Genomic DNA, 22127 nt, shown 5'->3' with positions numbered 1-22127 from the left:
CCTAATACTTTCATTGTTTCTTCATAATTCTCATTATACATACTTGTCGGTGCTATTGCCATTTTTTCAAACAACTTACTTCCTCTTAATTCCACCTTACGTCCCTTATATATTGCATATGGTGTAACACAACGTATATCTTCTATCTCATCCGGTGTAACGGGACGAATACAATGCCCCCATTGATCTTTTATACACTTATCATCTAGCATATCTTTATCACTTATTGGAATTACCAATCGATTAATAATGCCATCTCTATACAGTAATGTTTCTTTTCCATTATAAAGCGTATAACTATCCCATCTTAGTTCCATTTTACTTTCCTCCATAAATTTCAACACATAAATTTATTCCACCTTATATCTGTGTATCTCACCGTCCTTGATTATCACATGGTAATCCTCAACCTTATATGGTTTATATATTCCCTTAAAATATTCGTATCTATCATAATACCTTACTCTTTCATAAATATCCAAATCCTTGATGGGCACAAATACTGTATCTTCTCCATTATATTCATGTTGAATACCTAGTACTTTCATTGTTTCTTCATAATCTTCATTATCCATACTTGTCGGTATAATTGCCATTTTTTCAGCTATACGACTTCCTCTTAATGCCACCTTATGTCCCTTATATATTGCGTATGGTCTAACTCCATAAACATCCCCTATTTCTTCAGATGTTACGGGGCGAATATAGTATCCCCATTCACTCTGTATGCACTTATCATCTACAATATGTTCATCATGAATTTTAACTATCAGTTGATTGCTATTGTCATCGTTATGAAATCTTATTTCTTTTTTCTTATAAATTGTATACATACCCCATCTTAATCTCATTTTATTTTCCTCCATATTCCATCATCATCAAATTTATACTGTTCCACTATCTTTCCATTTTCAATCTTGGTCATCAACGCATTATCATCATACCCTACTCCATCTTTTTTTAAGTTCCATTCTGGTATGACTTTACCATTTTCCGATCCCGTAAATCCATTTCTTGTACATGGATTTTCATCTACATTACCACCTCCAAATTCTATTCCATATGTTTTGTCCAAATTAATCCTCTCCAAATCATCTGATATAGTATTAAATTCTATCTTCCAGTATGACTTGTCTGTTGAGTGATATGGTGTGCCTTTGTAATTCAGACGAAATGTTTCAAAAATATCCTTAAAATTTCCAACATCATTATAATCTTCCGCCCTTGATATATACCCCATTATGGCATTATATTCTCCACTTACATACTTTTCAACATCTTCCTGCCTAATATATTTTCTCAGCAATGTATTCTTATTTATTGTAAACCTTTCCCTAATAGACTTAATTATTTCCTTCTCTCTTCCTGTGTATTTTTCACCCTTTAACGGCTTAAGCTTCAATTCCTGAAATTTATCTATGGTTATTTTATTCTCCTTAAGTCCCTTGCATAGCGTCTTACTTAATGACAGAGTGTTTTTATTTTTCAACAATTTCACCGCATCATCAAGGTAATCTATCATTAACTGAATGCCCTTCTTTTCATCAGTTTCCGGCAAACTGTTGATTACATCAATTACATCGTGAATGTTGCCATTTTCTTCATATCTCTTTATTAATGCTTGTCCGTCTTTTCCAAAGGGTTCCAGTTCATTGGCGAACTTGTCCCCATACTTATTCTTTATACCATACCAGTAATCATCTATGGCACTGTTTCCGCCTGTATCTTTTCGCCCTCCTGTACCCCCTGTACCTGTATCTTTTCCTGAGCCTCCTCCTATCTCCGAATCGCTTTTTCCTACTCCCGGATCTGTTTTTTCTCCATCTTTTCCGGAGTCGTCTTTTCCTATTTCCGAGTCGCCTTCTTCGGATCCTGAACCACCTGAATCTGAATCTCCTCCTGTTCCGTAATCATCTTCTCCTGTTCCTGTATTATCTGACCCTGAACCTCCTTCTGAGCCGGAACCACCGTCTCCCGGTCCCGGTTTATTCTCTCCCGGATCAGCAGGATCCACGTCTGGTTTATTCTCTCCCGGATCTGCCGGATCCACATCCGGTTTATTTTCTCCCGGATCTACTGGATCCACATCCGGTTTTGATGGTTTAACATCCTTCCCTATGTCTATTACTTTCCATTTTCCATACTTTTTAGATATAAATTTGAAAAAAGCTGACTCATCGTAACTTATGCCCTCCATTATTTTAGGCATTGCGTAGTCAAATACGAGTACCATCACCCAGGCTTCCAAAGCCTTCTCAAGTATCTTTTCTGCCGTTTCACGGTTAGGATTTTTCACATAATCCGACGTCCATTCCCCTACATTAATTATTTCCTTTCCAGCGTAATATGCCCCTGTTACACTAAGTATTATCACACATATATCCAAAATGCTGATTCCTGATGCTAAGGATACCAACACATTCATCAGTGCTTCCAATGCGCATAATGCAAAATACTCATATGTTGCTATTGCAAATACCGCCGCGATAGCTACCAACACTGTGAACAGCACCAAACTAATTTCAGATGAACTTTGTCCTCCGCATAAACCACCTGCAATCATGTAAGAAGCTGCACCATTTTCGGTATTTAATACAATATAACCGGTTCCCTGCCAATCATAGTAAGATATTTCTTTCTCTGGTACTATTACTATTTTATCATTATTTAGTGCCTTTTGAATTTCCTTTTTGGTATTTTCGTTAATTGAAAGACTGTTTAACTTGTCCGTATCTTCCTTTGACAAAGTAAGAACGTCTATACCTCTTTCCTTTGCCTCCTCAATAACTGATATGGAAGATATTCCCTGAGTGTCCGTTGCTTCACCTATTACATATCCCTCTAAATACGAACCTATCGCTCCACTTAGCATCATAAAATTCTTTACGTCTGCATTTTCTCTGATAGCTTCATCTTTGTTTTCAGATTCATCCTGCTTCGGTGCAACCCCTAATGTATCAGTATCCACGTCAATATACAATGAGCCGTCACTGGTGGCAACAGGCATTCCCATCATCCTGCTTACCTTCGGCATGTACCCCACTATGCATTGGCTGATACACCTTGCCCACTGTACCCCGGCCGCCTTTGCCGAGAGCTGTGTGTATAAATCAAGATACCCGAAATACTCCTGACCCACGGTACATGTCAAAACTTCCATTGCCTGAATCAGATTTCTTTTTCCACTTTTAACCTCATCAACACAGGACTGAAGCTCTTCATATTTTGTGTCAAAATAAGTGCTGTTTATGGTATTGTAATCAAATACAATTCCATAAATTCCACCTGAAACAAGGGGATTTTCCACCTTTACTTCATCAATTCCTGCCTCAGCTATATTCATTACAAGGTTCGTGTATGTACCCGGAATCTGTGAATTACCTTCAAGAACCTTTTTCTCATCTACCTTTATTACCGGCTTCACTCTTACCAGATATGATGGTGTTGAAAATAAATCACCATACCTGTCTATTATTTTTTCATCCTCATCGGTTGCAGGCTCATAACTTAATGTTACATTATGTCCATATAAATCCGCCGTATAAAATGTAATGCTTGCATCCGTAGTTTCAGCAAAGGTTTCCCCGTACAGTGCATTATTAACTGCCAATGTGATTTTATCCATAAAATCATCTGTAAGATAATTTTCTTCATACGTTGTGCTTACTACATGATAAGGAAGACTGTTAGGCAGATATCCGGTTTCTACCTTCTTTATATTTCTTATCCCTACTGCATCAGCAATTTCCTTTAATTCTATATCATTATTATTTATAAAGTCCTTAAGTTCACTTTGCTTTTGTGATACTTCATTTTCGCTATTTTGAATTTCTCCATTGAATATATCCTTGTAATCTGAATTGATTAGTGCTTCTTCCAATTTTTCTGTACTAGAAGAAGTAACGTTTTTTTCTGTATCTCCACGCAAAAATTCCTCTACCCTGTTATCTTCCACCTCTTCTTCATACTGCTTAAAGGACGGGTCAACATCTACCCATACCTTTTCTCCACTAACTTTTCCTGCACCCCTGTATGAATCATACGGAACCAGCACCTTTACCCAGGCATGTTCTATTCTCAATTTAGTAATCTTGCCTTTTCCATTAATCCCATAATTAGTTGAGACTCCCAGCATTGACATTGCATTAACGGCTGCTTTTTCTGTCTTAACTCCAAGCCAGTTCATTACCTTATTTATTTCAATATCAACATTACCTGTTACAAACCTTGCTTCATATCCCTTATATCTTAATAATGCAATCAGTAACGCCGCCTGATCCAGATCATTTCCTGCTTTTTGCTCATATGTTCCTATGGCACCAAGTCTTAAACCGGTATACTGCCTATATTGAATATTGTTTCTGACATATTCATATATTTCTGCCGGTGTTTCCAATGAATCGGCAGTCTTTTTCATGTTTTCATTAATTTTAAGATATGACTCGTTAGCAGCTTCCGTAGAATCAGCACTATAATTTATGTAATCAGACTTAACCATCTGCTCACCAATTATTTTTTCTGATTCATACCCCGTTGCCATTCCATGAGCCTCATCGTTATTATCCACCTTTGGCTCATCATACTTTTGCATGTCTTCTATTTCAGATTTTATTGATGCAATCTCAACATTAACTTCTTTTCCCGAAACAGTACCTGATTTCATTTTTTCAGACAGCTTTTCAATTTTTTCTGAAACCCTGTTAAGACCATTCATTGCCAGTTTCTCATAGCTGTCGGCTCTTTTTATTATTTCTTCCGATGTTGTATTTTTCTTCGCGTTCTTAACTTCCTTTTTTACTGTTTCCTCTGTATCCTTTATTAGTTTTCCAAGATTATTCAGTGTGTCTTTTTGTTTTTCTCCCTCTGTTGAACCTTCTAATTCTTCCATCACTTGTGAAATATCGCTATATTTCTTTGCTGAAGCCACCCTTATCTGTGGTTTTTCCCCCTTCATCTCATTACATGCAATTGTCTTATCTGACTTACTTTCTCCCGGCAAAATGTCCGGTGCATAAGTAGATACTACCATTATTGCAACAATAAGTGACACTGCTATTATTGTATTATATAATTTATTTTTAAACATGCTTAATGACATTACTGTACCCCTTCTTGTTCTTTCCTGTTGTTTTTCTTCAATGCTACGCAAATGATAATTAAGGCTATGCATTGTATCAGAATCATTATCCTAATACTATCTCTGGTAATAAAATCACCTGTTATAGGACTTAATATGGACTTACCGTTTTCCATATATTTCGCTGACTCTGACTCTTTTTCTTCCTTAACACTTCTGTTATCTATATTTGAAACATTGTTTTTTGCTTTGTTACTATGATTTAAATCCGTCTTAGAACCACCCCTTTTATTGGCAGTTCCTTCTTTGTTTTTGTTATCTTTGACAGTATTTTTATCATCCGTACCCCTATCCACATTTTTCTCCTTCACAAACACTGCCTTTATTCTTACGTCTTTATCCGGCATAACTATGTTTATTTGTGAACTGTTTACCTGATTAATGTCCAATGATATATCTTCACTTACCCACTTATCAAATACATATCCCTTATTGGCTTTAGCATTTAAGGTGACTACTTCGTTCTTCTTGTATTCCCCACTTTTATCCTCTACATTTCCTCCTGTTCCTGCCGTAACTTTCAATATATATCTGTGTTCCAAAACATCTATTCCTGCCACGTCAAGGGCTGTCATTTCTCCATTAATCTCCGCCATATATATGGCAATATAACTTCCCTCTTCATAGCTCTTAGTTTTAACAGTCATCTTTTCACTAGCTTCGTTACTACCTGCAAGTTCCATCTCACCGTCAGTTATGTAAATTCTGTTGGCATCACCCTTATTGATTAATACAATTCTTGTATTTGTTTTTTTCTTTTCTAAATTGTTATAATCAGTTAAATTAATATCTGCCGTAATATCATCCCCAACATATACTCTATTGTCAGATAATGACATTTTTCCTGTGACCTGTCCCTTATTTTCATCCATTATTGTTTCTTCCGGTTTATTGTGGGACAATATACTGTTTCCTTCTTTTTTCTCGATTTTAACAGTGCTCTCATCCTCACTTTCATCTTCATTTTTTATATCCGGTATAGCTGAACTTTTATTGTTTGAAACACCAATTTTTATGTCATCTAAGTTAATTTCTATGTTCTCATCATTTTCATCAACGTAAGAAAATTTTATGTCTTTAATTAAATTTATATCTTTCTCAAAGAACATATTTGAAATGTCATATTTAATGTCTAAATTCCGGTCCTCCCCCACTCTTAAATAATTTCTATTGTAGATTACTGTTGTTGTACCATCTTCATTTTTTATCACTTCATCAGGTTTATTATCAAAACTTATTTTTGAAAATGGAATATCATTTTCCAGTGTCATGGAAAGTTTCACATTTCTTCCTGCCATTTTGAAAATATCTCCCAGTAATTCCCTAACACTACTGATAATTTCGCCGTTATCCTTTGAATTAACCCAGCGTCCTCCACCTACTTCTGTGATATACTCCATTGTTTCCTTTGCTTCTTCGATTTTTTCCATCGAATAATCATTTTCCAGATAAACACCATAAATATTAATATTCTTTCCTCTGATTTTGTCTTCATCAAGTGTCTTGCTATCTATCCCTTGACTTCTCGTTCCATCAGTAAATAAATATATTACCCTGTCTCTGTCATCTTCGTCAAAAAAACCTGAAAAATAATTTATGGCATAATACGTGAATGTTCCACCGTTCGGTTCTTTGCCATAGGCTCTCTCAAGCCCCCAATTTATTTCCTTTTCATTATTTGTAAAATCTCCAATGTATCTGTTCAAAGTAACATCAAACATTGCCACTCTGTCTTCCGGCTGCTTGTTATCTATTATTAATTTCGCACCATCTACCGCTTTCTTCCAATCCTCTTTTGACATGCTTCCGGAACTGTCAAGCATTATCATTATGTCCATTGGTTTTCTTTTAATTGTTTCCGATAAACCTTTTCCTGATAATGAAAAATCAACATTTATGTTGTCCGTTGTGGTGTCAATGAAGTTACTGCTAACCTTATAATCTATGTCAATTCTATTTTCGTCTGTGGATGAATATATCTTCACATAATTGTTTTTGGTCTTTTGCTCCACACCTTTTCTTAATATTTTCGTTTGAACCCTGACAATGGTTGTATCTTTTATATCCGGAACATATGTAAAATCATCAAAAATAACTTCCTTTAAATTCTCTCCACCAATTTTTTTATTTTCCGCCTTGTATAAAACCTTTTCATTGTCCCCAATAATACTTACCTCTGCGGTTATTTCATCACTTACATTTGATAAAACATATGCTGACGGCTGTATTATTATTTTTTTACCTGAATTAATTTTATATGCTTTTGGAGAAATATTACTATTAACAGATTGAACTTCAAATGTTTCTAATACTTCAACAGCCTTTAACCTGCTTGCTATAACCTCTCCTTTGATGTTATCAACTATTGAAACTAGAACTTCAAAAGTACCAATATTATTTTCTGTATTCCATAAATAGGTATTGTTCCCTTCTGTATTCAACATTTGTGAATAACCTTCTTTTCCTGATACAACAACAATTACCTTATAATTGTCCTTCATTCCTATAATATCAGGTGTTATTTTAACTTCTGAATAGGCGCCTATTCTTTCCTTATCAGAACTTATCTTTATTCCTTTTATTAATACATTACCTGTATTTAGCTTTCCGGCTACTTCTTCATACTCATTTACCAAACTAATGTAAAGACTTGTAAGTTCTGCATCTTCAAATAAACTGCCATCTTCAGCCACTTTATTTGAGATAACTGAAATTCTGTTTAATGTATCATCATTATCTTCCACAAGTGCTAATGAACACATAAGGGAATTTTTTATTGTTTCATTATCAATTCCCCACAATGTATTATCTTTTTCGTTACTATCTATGTACTCTCTACATTTCTTTAATATTTCTTTTCCTGCCTTATTAAATGAAGCTGTATTTCCCTTAATAACCCTGTATACCAAAGCTGTAAGGTAACTGCTGGATTTTTCTCCCGAAAAAGCAAATCCACCATCTTCATTTTGGCAAAGATTAAGATAATTTACAGCTTTAGTTATTTTTTCACTATTATCTTTTTCGCTTTTCTCCATACACTCCACTGCAAGAATAGTGTCTAAAACATCACTTTTATAATCTTTTGAAATTCCAAACCCGCCATCTTTATTTTGGAGCTCTGCAAACTCTATTTCTTCCTGATTTTTATTTACTAATTTATTATTTTGGGTAATTGCTAAGAATTTTCTGAATATGTCATCGTTACTTTTAGTTTCAGATTTTTTAAGCCATTGTAACGCCTTCTCTTTTTCATCTGCTAAGCTTTCCTCATAAGCTAAGTTTTCCAATATTTGGGATGTTTCATAAAGTTGAATGTTATCACCAAAACTTCCATCCCCGTTTTGTTCTTTTTTAATCCACTTAACTGACTGACATTTTAATCTGTCCATTTCAGCTAATGATATCGTTTCAATTGAAAAAGCACTTATATTTATGTTCATGACTGCCAGTTCCACAATCATCATAAATACAAGTGCGTGTGCTAAAAATTTTAATGCTTTGGTATTCATTGGATAAGTCCTCCCCTTTGTTTTTCGAATAAAAACATTATAGAACTTATAAAAACATTTTTCAAGTTTTTTTCCAGTAACTTTGTATAATACTTCCAATAATGCTGTATTATTACTATTACATTACAGCAATTTAGCATAAAAAATATCCGGCAGGATTTCCTGCCGGATAAAAAATCATATTATTTTATTTTATCATCTGAAAACTTATTCAAAATAAACTGTTATCTTGTCTATTTCACCGTTTCTTACAGCTTCAGCCTTTTCTCCCACAATCTTTGGTTCTGTTGAAACAACTTCTCCATTGATTTCAATCTTAGATACCTTAGCTGCATCCTTTCCAAATGTATTCTTGCCTGTGTTATTTACATATGTAACATCGCATGTTGAAAGCAATCTGAAGGTTGCCTTTCCTTCATCAAATAACCAGTTAGCAAGTTTTGGTTCAAAATTAAGAACTAACTTTCCATCTTCGTATGTAAATACCTTGTCACCTATAAACATTTCAATCCACATAGAAATCATTTCTGTTGTAGAACCTGAAAGTCTTGCAACGAATCCTCTTCCATGAACATCCGGATTAGGATTGGCACTTGATGCAAGGAAAGAAGAATTTTCTAATGTGCTTCTTCCATACATATTCGGATCAAGGAACGGTATAAGTGCTCTTGTTATTGTGTCATAATATTCATCATATAAGCCTGCCTTAAGCATAGCAAGAATATATTTATATTCCATATGAAGGAATACATTTTCTCTCTCCTGCCATCCCGGTGTAAATGCACGGCAACGACCATTTTCCATGGAGCATCCTTCAATTGATGCAGATGTTTTGTACATGGCAAGTTTCTTGTCATAAAGATCTGTTTTCTTTACCTTGTCGAACATATCTCTTGCTGTGTCAACATCAACATATCCCATCATTCTTGCAGGACCTTCAAGGAAATACGGAAGAGGAACCGCTTTAAATGCCTTAACCTTTGCCTTCTGTAATCCGTAATGACTAATAACCGGCTCACCATTTTCATCTACTACAGGTTCAAAATCTATGGCTTCATGAGTAAAGTATGTAGGAACAAGACCATTTCCAATTTCTACAGCCTTCTCAATACCCTTTTCAATCTTCTCTGCAAATGCTTCAAAAACTTCAACGATGTGTGCCTTAGATACTGAATCCTTATCTCCACTAAATTCCAGCTTAGTTGCAGCTCTGTAAGCTTCTCTCACTGATGCAACAGCATCCCAATATTCAAAGTCATTAAGGTTTCCTGCATTATATTTGTCCAGCTCTGCCTTAACTGCATCTAAATATTTTGATATTTCAACAGGCATTACTACAAATCCGTCACCACCGAAATTATCTGTAATAAACTTAACAAGTCTCTTCAGTTCAAAAGTTTCAGGTGTTCCTGAACCAAACAATCCCGGAAGTCCATTCATTGCATCGTTCCAGCCAGGCTTTCCGCCTTCCATTTCAACACCAATTCCATCCATATCCATCTGGGCGAACTTGCTAAGTGCCAAAATAATCATCTTAACTGCAAGGGTTGTATGAACAGTCTTGCCGTCCTTTTCCTTTAACCAGTTAGTTGCCCACTTGTTAAATCCTTCTCTTGCAAGTTTCTCCTCATCTTCAACTTCCATGCCGTACTGACGTACATCACCCTTTTTGTTAATTACATATTTCTCATCTCTTGGAACAACATATGCAACGCTGTCATAGAATTTATATGTATCATCTCCAAACAGGAACTGATCCTTTTTGTCAGGGAATACTGATAAATAATTATCCACAAGATCCATATTATAATCCCAATGGTCACTCCAGTATCCTTCGCCAAAACCGGCTTCTATATTCTGATTGCAGTTATTTAAAATATTGGCAATAAATTCACCATCATCCACTTTAAGATTTAACTGTAATCTTGCGATTGTATTGGAAATCTGTCCCGGTGTAAATTTACCTTCCACTATTTTAACAATGGCAGATGCATCACCATCAATGCTTTCCTTTACATATGCCTTAACTTCTTCCTCTTTTCCTTCAATAACATTGAAAAGACTTGGACGTACCTCTAACGGATTGTATCCGTCTGCCTGAACTAAACTAAAGAAAGTCTTTACGTTAAAGTCCCCAACATCTTTATTAAAGAACACGTCATTTCTTCTATTCTGTGAAACATCACGGAAGTTACCATTACCCTGAGAATAATACTCTGCTGCAATTGAGAAGAAATTATAATCTCTTTCAGGATCACCATGTTTACGGCTAAACAGGTGAATAATTGATTTATTTCCGTCTTTATTAAGTACATATGGATATCCTCCACGAAGGAAGTTATCTAAATAGCACTGCTCAATATACTGGTCAAACTTGCCTGCTGCAGTATGTGTTTTAACATCTGAAGTAAAGCTTTCAGCTAACTCTTCTGCTTCCACAAATTTGTCCTGTAAATATCCTTCTTTACAGAATGTGTCTATCTTTGCGTTAATCTGATCTACAGAACCTGCAAAGCCCATCATTGTATCAAAGGAGAATTCTTCTCCGTCATCTAACTGTGTCTTAAATGGTGTAAAACCACAAGGTACCTTGTTAGCAAAGCACTGTTCTTTTCCAAGAACATTATCAATGCCACCATCAATAAATCTTACCGGTGTCATAAGGGATAAATCATAACCAAACACTGTATCAACGTCGTAAATTACATCCTGTAATTTTCCGTCCTTAACTGTAAGATAATAATAACCACCCTCTACATCTGATACCTCAGCTGAATCCTTTGTTGAAGCTCTAAGTGTATAATAAGGAACTTTGTTATCAATATTTTTGATATATGCCCAGCTTTTAAATAAGTTTGACATTTCCTTAAATTCACCATTAGAAATACCATATGTAATAATCTTTGGAAGTCCGTCAATTATCTCTATGTTCTTTTTCTGTCCACTTATGTTTTTAATTGAAACCTGTCTTACTAATGCTCCAATGCTTTCGTTTGGTAAAACATAGTAATTAACTGTTATTTCAATTCCGTATTTTTCATTTCTTTCGATTACTTTAAAACTATTCCTATTCATACGAATCTGACGTTTTGCATCATCTTCATATTTGAAGAATGGTTCATAATATTCTCCGTCTATGGTTAAGAATGTTCTAAAGCCTTTTACTGTTGTATTTTCAAACGCTGTATTTGCTGAATTGAACTCCATAATGGCATTTCCCTTATTGTCAATACCAAAACTGTTCATTCCCTGACCTCTGTTGGTATAAAAAGTCCACATTGGAATACCTTTCACACCTGCAAGACCAGGAAGAAAACTTGAGAATGCAGGTAATCTGTCATAATCATCAATTACAAAAGTCTTACCTTCAAGTCTGTAATTTTCCATTATAATCTCCTTACGAATATATCTATTTTTTACTTGTTACACTTTCCACATGAGCTTCTGTAGACCATCTTTGGAGAAAGCTTAGTTACAGTACCACTCTTATCTCCCTCATCATTTAATAATCTGAAAAGTTCATTGGCACTGGCACTGCCCATTTCTGTAATCGGATTGTGAACTGTTGTAAGTGGAACTCCGTAATAAGCACTTAATGTGCTGTCATCATAACCTATTACGCTTACCTGTTCCGGAACTTTAATTCCCACATCCTGCAATGCCTGTATACATCCCCATGCCATTTCATCATTGGCACAGAACATTGCGTCCGGCAGTTCTACACCGCTAGAAAGCAATGAGCGCATTTCACTATACGCTAAAGATTCCTCATAATAACCTCTTAAAACAATGTTTTCGTCTATAGGGAGATTGTTCTTTTCCATCATTTCAACGTAACCTTCGTAACGATGCTTGTCATCTCCCGATTCATTTCCATGCATATATCCGATTCTCTTGTGACCAAGTTTAATTAAGTGATCAACAGCCATTGTTGCACCTAACTTATCATCTGATAACACACCTGAAATATTTCTTCCTTTGCTGGCCCTGTCAAGGAATACCATAGGAATATTAACTGTAGCTATTCTCTTAACATAATCACCTGTTAGATCTTCATGATAGATAATTGCCCCTGCTACTCCTGATGCAATAATCATTCTATAGATTTCGTCCGGTGAGTTTCCGTTACTTACATAAATATTTAACATATAGTTATTTAATTTACACTGTAAGTGAACAGCCTGTATTAATACCTTATAGAAGTCTCCCTGCAAACTTGTTAAAAAGAGGCCTATTGTATTTTTTCTGTTAGACTTAAGTAATTTTGCATTCATATTTGGAATGTAATGCAATTTTTCTACTGCCAATAATACCTTCTGCTTTGTTTCCTCACTTACGATATCAGCTCTGTTAAAAACATTTGAAACTGTTGAGATTGCCACTCCTGCTTCCTTGGCAACGTCTTTTATTGTAACCATACAATAACCTCCATTTTTCTTTAAACATATTTTCTATCCGGCAAAGAGTTTTCCTTCTCTTCGCCGGACAAATCTTTTATTGTTTTACTGGTATACCCTTACATAGTCAACATACATATAATCCTGATATGTTTGTCTTATTCCTGAATTTGTATTGTATTCATTAATCTTTGTCCAATACTTAGGTGTTACATTCCCACCAAGGACTCCGCCTATAGCACAGTTAATGATAAGGTAGAAATCTTTATTATACGGCCATATTGCAGGAACGTTTACACCCTTTCCTGTAGCAACGTACATATCCGGATCATAAGTCCATGTTATTTTTCCATCAAGGGTAAATGTAACTGAATCAGGTGTCCACACAACACCATATGTATGGTATGCACTTGTTGCATCCTTTACAATAGCATTTTTGTACTTATTTCCTGAACTTGTTGGCATTCCGTTAAACCTCTGACAATGGATAGACTGTGGTATGGTTGTTTTTGATTCATCTTTAGTTGATTCAAAAACGTCTATCTCACCACACTGTGGCCATGTTCCATATCCTAACATCCAGCCTGCTGCCCATGTTCCCTGACCTTTTGGTAATTTAGCTCTAAACTCAACTTTACCATACTTTAATGAATACATATCCTTAGTCCATATTTTAGTTGAATAATAACGATTAGGTACACATGATTTAGTTTCAGGATTATACTCAAACTGTGGCTTAATAATCAGATTTCCATCTTTTACTTCACTAAATCTCATTTGATAGTTCTGAAGTTCCTTGTTTCCGTATCCGCCGGCACCTGTTGCACCATTATTATTCCATTTTGTTGTGTCAAGCTCTGTTCCTTTAAATTCATCATTCCAAACCATTTTACGAACCTTATCGCTTACAACTCCTGAATATTTGGCACTGGTGTATATTTTCTTACCAACCTTTGAGTATGCCTTGACTTTAAAATAATATGTTTTGCCTACTGTTAAATTGTCAATTTTTGTTCTGCTTACATTACCAACTTTTACAGACTTAAAACCGCTTTTAGCATTTGTGGAGTAATATACATAATAACCTGTTATATACCTGTTACCTGATTTTTCCCACATTACTTCAATACCCTTGTCTGAAGCATTTTTTGCCTTGTCAATTGTAATGTTTGGTGGTGTAACAGTTACAGGAACACTTTTCTTGCTTTTTCCAACTTTAACCACAATTTTACATGCTCCGGGTCTTTTGGCTGTTACTTTTCCCTTTTTAGTTACAGTTGCAATTTTCTTATTGCTTGATGTGAATTTTGCACCTTTTTGTTTTACCTTAATTGTTGTTTTTTTGCCTACGGTTAAAGCAATCTTCTTTCCGGACTTAATAGTTACTTTAGCACTTGCGTCTACCGGATTTACAGCAATAATCGTGGCCACCATGGCTACTGCCATTACAATTGAAGTGATCTGCTTAAAAATCTTCATATTTTTTTGCCCTTTCATTAATATTAATATAGTTATGGGAAAGGTCACATGCATGACCTCTTCCCTGTTGCTTTATTCACCTGTAATACCGGTGTTTTCAATACCCTCGATAAACTGTTTCTGAACGAGAGCATATAATACTAATAATGGTGCTATTGCCATAAGTGTGGCTGCCATTCGGTTAGCTTCATTTACCACATTTCCCGTACCACTTGCAGCACCGTTATCAAACAATGCCAGTTTTCCAGGAAGTAATTCTAATGCATCACCCAACATAATATTTGTTGTGTAAGTTTCATTCCAGTTAAATACGAATGAAAACAGGAATACAACAAGTATAGTTGATATTGATAATCTGATTGCTACGTGATAGAACACCTTAAATGAGCCGGCTCCATCAATCATTGCTGCTTCATCTAATGATTTTGGAATCATGTTGAAGAAGTTATAAAATATCAAAATTAACATTGTGGAATAAGTTCCCTGGCCTAACAAAGCCATTAATATCTGAGGAATAGCTGTGTTAATCATCTTAATTCCAATTGCACTTTCTAATGTTCCAAATAACATAATTCTTGGAACTGTTAAAAGTGGGACCGGAAGAATGAATGCTAATATAAGCATTACAAACCAGAAATTATGTCCCTTAAATGTATATCTTGATAATGCAAATCCTGTCATTGCCGACACCGCTGTCTGTGCTATGGCAAGCACTGCTGAAAACAAAATCGAGTTAATCAGTGACGTTGGTATGTTAAGTGTTGATATTGCATTTTTAAAGTTATCCAGTGTAGCATGTTTAGGTATCCAGCTTATTGCCGGGTCAATTAAATCCTTAGATGTCATAATTGCTTTTGAAATCATCTCAAAAATCGGCTCTAAGAAAATAAATCCTATACATATAAGTACAAAATATATTGCTACTTTAGAGATAATTGCAACACCTTTTAATTTCTTTAATTTGGCAAAGTTGATTTTCTTTATAGCTGACAAATCAATTTTCTTTGCACTTGTATCTTTATTTGCCATATAACTTTGCCTCCTTTGCCTGATGTCTCTTTTGAGCTGCAAGTCTTCTCTTCTGCTGTTTGTCTAACTTCTTTAATTTCTTTTCCTGTCTCTTTCTCGCCTTTATATCCTTTGGCTTTCGCTCTCTGAATAATAAGAATACAATTCCTACGATAATCAAAACAATTACAGTGTATATCCATGCGTAGGTTGCCGCATAACCTAATCCGCTTCCCGTTTCACCGGTCTTTTCTTCAATCAGTTCATACAACGGGTTAATTGAATTAAACATACCAAGCTGAATAACTGTAAATATCATGATAATAAGTCCAATCTGCTTTAACATCGGAATTGTTATCTTCCACATTATCTGCCATGCATTAGCAGAATCAATTCTTGCTGCTTCATAAATGCTTGTATTGATTTTCTGTAAACCGTTTATAAACAGTACAATAGGAATACCTGTAAACCATAAAATTATTGATAACTGGTCAAATATTCCTGCCAATGCTGATGCTAAAGCCGGTGAATAACTGTCAATAATCTGCATTATGAAAATGTTTGAATAAGCATTTGCCTTTTCCACTGCCGCATTGATTTTATCTGCTGCTGTTGCCTCTGCACTTTGAACCTGCATAATCTGTGTCATAACCGGTCCTGACATAATTACAACCGGAAGGAAATAAATTGTTCTAAGTATTCCCTTACCTGTAGTAATCTTGCAAAGGAGATAAGCAATGATAAATGATAATACTACTACAATAAATGTATACGGTACAATCATCTGTAAATACTTAATCAGTGCCGGAAGGAAATCCGTACTTCCTACAAAGGCTTCAATGTAATTGTTTATGCCTGTAAAATGGATTTCATATCCTAATGTTGTCTTTTTAACATTGTTAAAACTTAAGTAAATTGTAAATATGAACGGAAAAAGCGTAAATGCCAGAAATCCGATAATCCATGGAGCCATGAACATATAACCTGTTCTGTCCTGTCTCTGCTGATATGTACGCATTTTCTTTCTTTTCTTAGGTTTTGCCTGTGTCTTAGGAGTTGTTGCTGACTTAATCTTTTCTTCTGCCATTATTTAACACCTCCCTCTATAACTTTTGCACTCATGGCTGCTACTGTTGTATTTCCTACAGTAACATCTTCATCAGTGTAATTTATAACAATACTCTTTTGGCTGCCATCCTTTGAATAGCTGTTTTCTATTACACCATCCTGTAATACTTTTCTTCCATCCCAGTTGTATCCTGCAACCTGTGATAAAGGCTCGTTTACAACCTTATAAATATTCTGAATCAACTCTTCATACTGTTCAAACTCTGTTGAATAATAATCTGAAGATGTAGTTGATGCTAATAAGTAAGATGGCTGCTTAGTTAAAACAAATGACGGTGAAATGTTATAATCAATCATTCTTAACTGGTCTGTTGCTGAGTAGAATGAGAAGTTAGCATATGGTGCGTAAACTTCCATTGTACCGTGAAGTACCATTTGTAAGAATGGAACCGTATCAGTTTCGTAAACATACTGTGATGTTCCAACCGGTGACTGTAAATATCTGTCCGCATACTTCCATAAGTAAAGATTTGGATTTACAAGATTAACCTTTGTTCCTTTCTTTGTTATGTTTTCGAGTGTATCCTGATATAACTTTACAGCCTGAGATACTGTTGTTTCAGCTCCATCACTGTTATATGTGCTGATTAATACATTTGAAGCACCTTCTATTGTAAATGACGGGCTTAAATCTCCCAAATCATCATACAAATCCTGAATCCACTGTGCAGTCTTTTTAGGTGCTGCGTATCCGTATTCCGTTACCGGAACATTCTTTGGAAGAACTTCTGATTTATCCAGTTCAAGATACCGTGTATTCAAATGCTTTGCTGCATTGTTATAGTAACTTACCATATCTTCATTAATTGTAGTAAATTCTCTTGAGAATGAAATATCTACATTCTTCTTGTTAAAGTCTGACATAAGGCTTTCAAAAGCACCCTTCTTTCCAATTGAGCCAGAGAACTTAGTGCTGTTTGGTTTTGCCAGCGTCTGTCCGCCACTTTGCCATCCTATTAATCCTGAATTAATGTTGCTTATTCCATCATCTAAAATTTTGTCCAAGATACTTCTTACATCATCAACTGTTGTAACATCAACTTCCTGTGTTGAGAATACACCCTTCTTAGAATCTGACATAAGGAAGTCAATTCTAATTGGAATATTTCCATCTGCTGTTTTTTCAGTTAATGTTCCATTGTCAATTAAATGCTGTCTGTATGCCTTAGCCATTCCTGTATAGTCTGCTGCCGGCTTTCCGTCGCTGCCGTCACCACTTAAAAACTGATATGTCATTGATATATCAAACTTGTTTGGCTCATCCTGAGTCTTTCTGTATGACTCACCTGCCTGATTTATAACCTGATAAAATTCAGAGTTGAATTTGAAGCTAGGGTATGCATATGTATATCTTACTTCACCTTCTCCTGATGATGAAGGTGTTGCATTAATTGACATATATTCATCACCACTGTCCGCATAAGCTACAAATGCTGCCTGGGTTCCGTCACCGTGGGAAATACCAAATACCGGCATTGTAGGATTCTTTACAGGAACTGTATCTCCTAATGAATCATAATATGTAAGCTGTGTTGCAGGGTCTTCCCCATAAACCTTACCTTTATAATCACTGAATTTTGTCTTGTTGTCTTCAAATCTTACCAATGCACCGCTTCCATCAGGAATTAATGCATAACCCGGTGTAATTTCTTTTCCCTTAAGAGTTACCCAGTCCTGCTCATCTTTGTCATATGCTAATGTTGCACCACCACTTGTTCCTAAGAACGGTGTAATAACAATGTTGCATATTTTATCAATGGCTTTTCCTGTAATTTCTTTATAAGGAATGTTGTATGTTATGTTTCCGTCATCTCCAAAAGTAATATATACATTAATGCCTAAATCTTCTTTCTCAATTTTAAATAAGCATTTTAATACATATTCACCTTTTTCCTTGTCTACTGCTTCAAGTCCTGAATTGCCTTCATCTTCATCATATGATGCTGATGAAACTCTTGAAGTCTTCATAGCCTTACCTGAGCCTGTGTAGTACTCAACAGTAAGAAGCGAGTTTGCATATGCACCATAACGGTCATTAGTAAAGGATGAATCCTTTGGTGTATTGGCAATTGTCTTTACGTCTGCCACACTAATTCCCAAATCATCTGCATAATCTTTAATTTCTGACGGGTCATTGTCTTCCTTGGCACTGTTTACCACATCAAAAGCTTCTTCTATCTCTGATGGAAGTGCTATGTCAACACCTGTTTTCCAGATATAACCTGTGTTCTTGTTTTCAATTAAGATAATATCCCTGTCATCTCTGAAATAATATCTGTAATCTCCTTTTTCACAAAGAAGTTCATAAGCATTTGTTTTTTCAAGTCCCGATTCAACCTTTTCAGGAGCCGGTCTTGTATCTCTGTTTGTGTTAAGGAACGCAGCTGCTACCGCAACTCCAAGAGAAAGGACACATAAGAGACATACAACAAGTGCTGTTATTTTTAACTTTTTATATTTAGCGGCCTGTAACATTTCTTATAATCTCCTTTCCTACTGTTAATAAGAAGTCATACAACTGTTCCCACATGATAATAACTACCAGAACTACTATAGCTGCAATTAACATAAACACTGCTGTTATCAGTAAACTTACCACTGTATTTTTGAAATCATAATCATGTACAGTTGAAAGTCCCTCAAATATAACTGCTATGCTCCATACAAGTCCGATAATCATTATTACTGTAAGAATAAATGACTCATTATATGTCAATACATATGACATTCCGATAGTTGCCAACATGCATATCATAACCGGCATTAATCCGTAAGCCGGAATCATGTATACCTGTTTTAAGGTTCCGTCACCATCTGTAATTGATGTTACAAGATAGTTACATACAATAAAGAGAATCAATATTGCAAAGAAACCAACTACCACTGCTCCCATATCCATATCTTCAACCTTTGTATACTGGTAAATAAATCCTTTTGATGTCTGATACAGCATATATACACCGAAAAATACAATGTAAATAATTGTTGCTGCTATCATTGAGCCGTTTTTATGTACCCTTATATCATAGTATCTGTCAATAGGATGCTTTGCACATTTGAAAGCGTATCCGATTTCACCAATAACCGGTGTATTCTTTAATACCTTTCCTAATGCACGTTTCTTTTTCTTAATAATTTTATTCTTATCAATAAATCCAATAATAACCTTAAGTGCAATTAATATAATAAGAATAACAAGAACTGTGCCAAGCCATTTCTGAATTGACTTATTTCTTACTTCCCAGAATGCATCTGAATATCCGTCTCTGTTTCCGGCTATTTCAAAATGTTCCATTGCCTTATCATACTTTTCTGCATTGAAGTATGCCTTTGCTACACCATTGTGTGCTAAAACCGACATCTGGTTAAGCTGTAATACATAATTCCAATCTTTAAGTGCATCATCGTAATCACCGTTTTCGTATTCGTCTAATGCCTTAAATATTGTTGTTGCATATTCTGTAGGTGTGAAGGACTGTAAGAATCCTTTCTTTCCGTCAGCTGTCCAGATATTTCCGTCCCTATCTACTGCTATTGTAGTAAGGGATGAGAACAAACCTGAAATATCAGTATCCTCTGCCTGTTCACCTAATGAGAATATTACTTCTCCTGAGCTTGTGTATACCCAGATAAATCCTTTAGAATCACTTGCGTAAATAATTCCATTATCATCAGCAGTTACATCGGTAAAAGCATCTGAAGATATTATTGCACCATTAAACATATTTTTTCCGTTTGTACTATGTTTCTTTAAAAGGTCACCACCCTTTCCCATACAAACTGAGTAAGCTGTTCCTTTCTTATCAACATATACATTAGAGAATGTTGATGGCAAAGTGTTTAACGCTGCGGATTTTTTCTGCTGTTCTTTTGTATAAATAATTTTTAAGAACACCTGCTGTGGTGTTAATGTAGCTTTGTTTGAGGTAAAGTAACCTAAGAATTCCCCTGTATTAGCCAACTGAATAATTCCGGCATATACACCTTCTGATACGATGTATAAGTTATTTCCGCTATCTACTGCCACTTTACTAGGTTCGTAGTTTGTATCTGCAAAAATCGGTGCCGTTGGTCTGTCATATCTTCTTACATATTCAAAGTCTTTTGTGAATCTGAATACTGTTTTGGCTCCGGTATCTGCAACATATATTTCTCCTTCGTTTGTTCTAAAAATTCCCTTTGGAGTATCAAATCCCGTAAAATCTTTAGATTCAACTGTCTGTTTATTTATGACCTTTACAACTTTTTCTGTGTTTAAGTCAAAAATTACAATTCTTCTGTTTCCGGTGTCAACGATGTATGCCTGATTGTTATCATCAATAATCATGTCCTCCGGATCTGAAAGACCTAAGTCTGTTATGGTTCTGTCCGGCAGGTAAGCATCCTGTGTTCTTACCATCTCACTTTGGTCATCCATTGTATATGTATAACTGGTTGCCTGAGAAGCTGCCACAGGTAAAACTGCCATAACCGTAAATATCAATGCCAGAAACAGAGCCGATGATTTTTTCCATAATTTTCTCATTTATCTGCCTCCTTACTTGATACCTGAACTTGCCATTGTGTTCATAACCTTTGACTGCATGCATATGAAAATTATAAGGTTTGGTAAGAACAGGAATAAACTTGATGCTGCTACCATACCTGCTGCCGCCACCGCATTATTTACACCAATGGAGTTACAATAATATGTTAATGTTCTTAACGCTTCGTTTGTAATGTAGTTGTTTGATGTTTCAACGTTATTCCATACCTGCTGGAATGTAAGCACTACTGATGTTGCAAGAGCCGGCTTTGTAAGTGGAACAATTACCTTTCTTAAAATGGTAACATCTCCTGCACCGTCTACTACAGCTGCCTCAATAAGTGCATTCGGAATACCGTCAACAAACTGTTTTACAAGGAACAAACTTACAGGCATTGCAATAAGTGGAAGAACATGTGCAAACCATGTGTTGTATGCTCCGATTCTTACTATAATTAAGTATCTTGGAATAGCAACCGCTGTGGCTACAAACATAAGTGCCATCTGGTTGACTTCCCATAAAGCTCCCTTTAATTTGAACTTCTTTTTAGAGAAAACATACGCAGCCATAATTGTAATGATTATTCCAAGTACAACTGTTAAAAATGCTACTATAAATGAGTTCAAAAAATATCTTGACATTGGAATACCTGTTGCACCTGATAAGCTAAACAGGTTTTTAAAGTTATCCAATGTAGGATTTTGTACAAAAAGTGTAGGTGGGAATCTAAACAATTCTCCTAAAGGTTTAAATGCATTATTTATCATAAATATTACCGGAAGGATCATAAATATTGATAATGGTAATGCAACTACATGAAACTTAATCTGTCCACGGGAAAATCTTGTAGGATTAATTCTGTTACCTTGAAAATTTGCCATTTATGTATCCTCCTTTCTAATATTCTTCTTTTTCAGTAAATAATGTATTGGCTACCTTACTA

Annotated in this window: 12 protein-coding genes; all 12 read right to left on the bottom strand. The window is 35.4% G+C overall.

Annotated elements, in window-relative coordinates:
* On the bottom strand, positions 1-317 hold a 317-nt coding region (locus Q5O30_RS02085; protein ID WP_302674534.1), incomplete at its 3' end, for a hypothetical protein.
* Between the two features lie 33 nt (positions 318-350).
* The gene (locus Q5O30_RS02080) at positions 351-851 is read right to left on the bottom strand and encodes a hypothetical protein (RefSeq protein ID WP_021952106.1); all 501 of its coding nucleotides are present in this window, start codon (positions 849-851) and stop codon (positions 351-353) included.
* Positions 848-5098, bottom strand: coding sequence for a transglutaminase family protein (locus Q5O30_RS02075; RefSeq protein WP_021952105.1), 4251 nt, complete (start codon positions 5096-5098; stop codon positions 848-850). Before Q5O30_RS02075 ends, Q5O30_RS02080 begins: the two co-directional genes overlap by 4 nt.
* The gene (locus Q5O30_RS02070; protein ID WP_021952104.1) at positions 5098-8646 is read right to left on the bottom strand and encodes a VWA domain-containing protein; all 3549 of its coding nucleotides are present in this window, start codon (positions 8644-8646) and stop codon (positions 5098-5100) included. Before Q5O30_RS02070 ends, Q5O30_RS02075 begins: the two co-directional genes overlap by 1 nt.
* 207 nt (positions 8647-8853) lie before the next feature.
* Positions 8854-12033, bottom strand: a complete 3180-nt coding sequence (locus tag Q5O30_RS02065; RefSeq protein WP_021952103.1) for a hypothetical protein — start codon at positions 12031-12033, stop codon at positions 8854-8856.
* Positions 12034-12062: 29 nt separating this feature from the next.
* Positions 12063-13064 (bottom strand): LacI family DNA-binding transcriptional regulator, encoded by a 1002-nt coding sequence (locus Q5O30_RS02060; protein WP_021952102.1) that lies wholly within the window; start codon positions 13062-13064, stop codon positions 12063-12065.
* An 84-nt stretch (positions 13065-13148) separates the two neighbouring features.
* Entirely contained in the window at positions 13149-14522 is a 1374-nt protein-coding gene (locus Q5O30_RS02055) for a family 16 glycosylhydrolase (RefSeq protein WP_302674533.1), read from the bottom strand.
* A gap of 72 nt (positions 14523-14594) precedes the next feature.
* Positions 14595-15551 carry a carbohydrate ABC transporter permease gene (locus Q5O30_RS02050; RefSeq protein ID WP_021952100.1) on the bottom strand — a complete coding sequence of 319 codons (957 nt, stop codon included), beginning with the start codon at positions 15549-15551 and terminating at the stop codon, positions 14595-14597.
* Positions 15541-16617 (bottom strand): carbohydrate ABC transporter permease, encoded by a 1077-nt coding sequence (locus Q5O30_RS02045; RefSeq protein WP_021952099.1) that lies wholly within the window; start codon positions 16615-16617, stop codon positions 15541-15543. Before Q5O30_RS02045 ends, Q5O30_RS02050 begins: the two co-directional genes overlap by 11 nt.
* The gene (locus Q5O30_RS02040; protein WP_021952098.1) at positions 16617-19133 is read right to left on the bottom strand and encodes a DUF5696 domain-containing protein; all 2517 of its coding nucleotides are present in this window, start codon (positions 19131-19133) and stop codon (positions 16617-16619) included. The genes Q5O30_RS02045 and Q5O30_RS02040 overlap by 1 nt, the downstream gene beginning before the upstream one ends.
* Positions 19117-21183 (bottom strand): YIP1 family protein, encoded by a 2067-nt coding sequence (locus tag Q5O30_RS02035; protein ID WP_021952097.1) that lies wholly within the window; start codon positions 21181-21183, stop codon positions 19117-19119. The genes Q5O30_RS02040 and Q5O30_RS02035 overlap by 17 nt, the downstream gene beginning before the upstream one ends.
* 12 nt (positions 21184-21195) lie before the next feature.
* Complete coding sequence (locus tag Q5O30_RS02030) at positions 21196-22065, bottom strand: carbohydrate ABC transporter permease (protein WP_021952096.1); 870 nt, start codon at positions 22063-22065, stop codon at positions 21196-21198.
* Positions 22066-22127 lie beyond the last annotated feature (62 nt).

This window comes from Eubacterium sp. CAG:161, assembly GCF_000432355.1.
Classification (GTDB): Bacteria; Bacillota; Clostridia; order Lachnospirales; family Lachnospiraceae; genus Eubacterium_G; species Eubacterium_G segne.
This window is presented reverse-complemented; position numbering and strand designations above follow the sequence as displayed.